Genomic DNA, 3,699 nt, shown 5'->3' on the forward strand with positions numbered 1-3,699 from the left:
GTTAAGTTCGGCGGTGTCCTACTCTCCCACAACCCTTCGGTTGCAGTACCATCGGCGCAGTCAGGCTTAGCTTCCGGGTTCGGAATGGGACCGGGCGTTTCCCTGACGCTAAAACCACCGAAACACTCCGAAACAACACACACCCACCCCTCGAGGGGTGACCGGTGTGGTGTTTCAGAACCGTAGAGTGGATGCGTAACATCTTTGTGGGCAAGTCCTCGGCCTATTAGTACCAGTCAACTCGACAACACATTACTGTGCTTCCATTTCTGGCCTATCAACCCAATCGTCTCTTGGGGGCCTTAACCCACAAAGGGGTGGGATACCTCATCTTGGAACAGGCTTCCCGCTTAGATGCCTTCAGCGGTTATCCCTTCCGAACATAGCCAACCAGCCATGCCACTGGCGTGACAACTGGCACACCAGAGGTCCGTCCGTCCCGGTCCTCTCGTACTAGGGACAGCCTTCCTCAAGTATCCTGCGCGCGCGGCGGATAGGGACCGAACTGTCTCACGACGTTCTAAACCCAGCTCGCGTGCCGCTTTAATGGGCGAACAGCCCAACCCTTGGGACCTACTCCGGCCCCAGGATGCGACGAGCCGACATCGAGGTGCCAAACCATGCCGTCGATATGGACTCTTGGGCAAGATCAGCCTGTTATCCCCGGGGTACCTTTTATCCGTTGAGCGACACCCCTTCCACCAGGAGGTGCCGGATCACTAGTCCCGACTTTCGTCCCTGCTCGACATGTCTGTCTCACAGTCAAGCTCCCTTGTGCACTTGCACTCGACACCTGATTGCCAACCAGGCTGAGGGAACCTTTGGGCGCCTCCGTTACCCTTTAGGAGGCAACCGCCCCAGTTAAACTACCCATCAGGCACTGTCCCTGAACCAGATCATGGTCCGAGGTTCAGATTCCCAATCCGACCAGAGTGGTATTTCAACAACGACTCCACACCCACTAGCGTGAGCGCTTCACAGTCTCCCACCTATCCTACACAAGCCGAACCGAAAACCAATACCAAACTATAGTAAAGGTCCCGGGGTCTTTCCGTCCTGCCGCGCGTAACGAGCATCTTTACTCGTAATGCAATTTCGCCGGGCCTGTGGTCGAGACAGCCGGAAAGTCGTTACGCCATTCGTGCAGGTCGGAACTTACCCGACAAGGAATTTCGCTACCTTAGGATGGTTATAGTTACCACCGCCGTTTACTGGCGCTTAAATTCTCAGCTTCACCCNNNACAAAGTGAGTTAACCGGTCCTCTTAACGTTCCAGCACCGGGCAGGCGTCAGTCCATATACATCGTCTTGCGACTTCGCATGGACCTGTGTTTTTAGTAAACAGTCGCTTTCCGCTGGTCTCTGCGGCCAACCACCCCTCCGTCCGCAAGGGACTTCAAGATGCTTGGCCCCCCTTCTCCCGAAGTTACGGGGGCATTTTGCCGAGTTCCTTAACCACAGTTCACCCGATCGCCTTGGTATTCTCTACCTGACCACCTGTGTTGGTTTGGGGTACGGGCCGTGCATGCACTCACTAGAGGCTTTTCTCGACAGCATAGGATCACCCACTTCGCCTCAAACGGCTACGCATCACGTCTCAGAGTATGTGAACAGCGGATTTGCCTACTGTTCCTCCTACACGCTTACACCAGGACAACCATCGCCTGGCGGAGCTACCTTCCTGCGTCACCCCATCGCTTGACTACTACGGAATCAGGTCCCACGCTCCACACACGGAATCCGTCCGAAGACTTCAACCGCGGCTTCGGGTGGTTAGTGTCAACCGCCTCGCCATGGGCGCACATGCTCGGGTACGGGAATATCAACCCGTTGTCCATCGACTACGCCTGTCGGCCTCGCCTTAGGTCCCGACTTACCCTGGGCGGATTAGCCTGGCCCAGGAACCCTTGGTCATCCGGCGGCAGAGTTTCTCACTCTGCATTCGCTACTCATGCCTGCATTCTCACTCCCGCACCCTCCACGACTCGCTTCCGCGGCCGCTTCCCTGGATGCAGGACGCTCCCCTACCCATCCACACCACTGCACAAGAACCCGAAAGCTCTTGCGGATGTATTGTGTGAATGACACAGCTTCGGCGGTGTGCTTAAGCCCCGCTACATTGTCGGCGCAGGACCACTTGACCAGTGAGCTATTACGCACTCTTTCAAGGGTGGCTGCTTCTAAGCCAACCTCCTGGTTGTCTGGGCAATCCCACATCCTTTCCCACTGAGCACACACTTAGGGGCCTTAGCTGGTGTTCTGGGCTGTTTCCCTCTCGACGACGAAGCTTATCCCCCGCCGTCTCACTGCCGCGCTCTCACTAACCGGTATTCGGAGTTTGGTTGATTTCGGTAACCCGGTAAGGCCCCTAGACCATCCAGTAGCTCTACCCCCGGCAAGAAACACGCGACGCTGCACCTAAATGCATTTCGGGGAGAACCAGCTATCACGGAGTTTGATTGGCCTTTCACCCCTACCCACAGCTCATCCCCTCAGTTTTCAACCTAAGTGGGTTCGGGCCTCCACGACGTCTTACCGTCGCTTCACCCTGGCCATGGGTAGATCACTCCGCTTCGGGTCTAGACCACGCGACTATTTCGCCCTATTCAGACTCGCTTTCGCTACGGCTACCCCACCCGGGTTAACCTCGCCACGCAGCACTAACTCGCAGGCTCATTCTTCAAAAGGCACGCCATCACGCAACAAAGTGAGCTCTGACGGCTTGTAGGCACACGGTTTCAGGTACTCTTTCANGTCGAAACGCTCTGACGGCTTGTAGGCACACGGTTTCAGGTACTCTTTCACTCCCCTCCCGGGGTACTTTTCATCTTTCCCTCACGGTACTCGTCCGCTATCGGTCTTCAGGAAGTATTTAGGCTTACCGGGTGGTCCCGGCAGATTCACAGCAAATTCCACGAGCTCGCTGCTACTCGGGAACACCACCAAGACCTACGACAACAGCTTTCGCGTACGGGGCTCTCACCCGCTCCGGCCGCCCGTCCCAAGGCGTTCCGCTAACCATCGCGTACATCCGGAGAAATGTCAGTCTCTCCAAGGTGGGTCCCACAACACCGCCCGCACAACGCCTGACAGCTTGACATGCAAACGGTTTAGCCTCTTCCGCTTTCGCTCGCCACTACTCACGGAATCACTTTTGTTTTCTCTTCCTGCGGGTACTGAGATGTTTCACTTCCCCGCGTTCCCTCCACACCGGCTATATATTCACCGGCGGGTAACACCACATCACTGGTGCTGGGTTTCCCCATTCGGAAATCCTCGGATCACAGCTCGGTTGACAGCTCCCCGAGGCATATCGCAGCCTCCCACGTCCTTCANCATGCAAACGGTTTAGCCTCTTCCGCTTTCGCTCGCCACTACTCACGGAATCACTTTTGTTTTCTCTTCCTGCGGGTACTGAGATGTTTCACTTCCCCGCGTTCCCTCCACACCGGCTATATATTCACCGGCGGGTAACACCACATCACTGGTGCTGGGTTTCCCCATTCGGAAATCCTCGGATCACAGCTCGGTTGACAGCTCCCCGAGGCATATCGCAGCCTCCCACGTCCTTCATCGGCTCCTGAAGCCAAGACATCCACCATGTGCCCTTAACAACTTGACCACAAAGATGCTCGCATCCACTCTACAGTTCTCAAACACCACACCAGAAACAACGTGTGTTGCCTCAGGACCCAACAG

At 56.1% G+C, this 3,699-nt stretch carries 2 rRNA genes; both read right to left on the bottom strand.

The features are described 5' to 3' along the window. Positions 1–5: 5 nt before the first annotated feature. Positions 6–122, bottom strand: a 5S ribosomal RNA gene (rrf, locus tag EIZ44_RS44270). Between the two features lie 84 nt (positions 123–206). Beyond that, positions 207–3,622, bottom strand: a 23S ribosomal RNA gene (locus EIZ44_RS44275). Positions 3,623–3,699: the final 77 nt, after the last annotated feature.

The sequence above is a fragment of the Amycolatopsis nivea genome (assembly GCF_004522235.1).
Classification (GTDB): domain Bacteria; phylum Actinomycetota; class Actinomycetes; order Mycobacteriales; family Pseudonocardiaceae; genus Amycolatopsis; species Amycolatopsis nivea.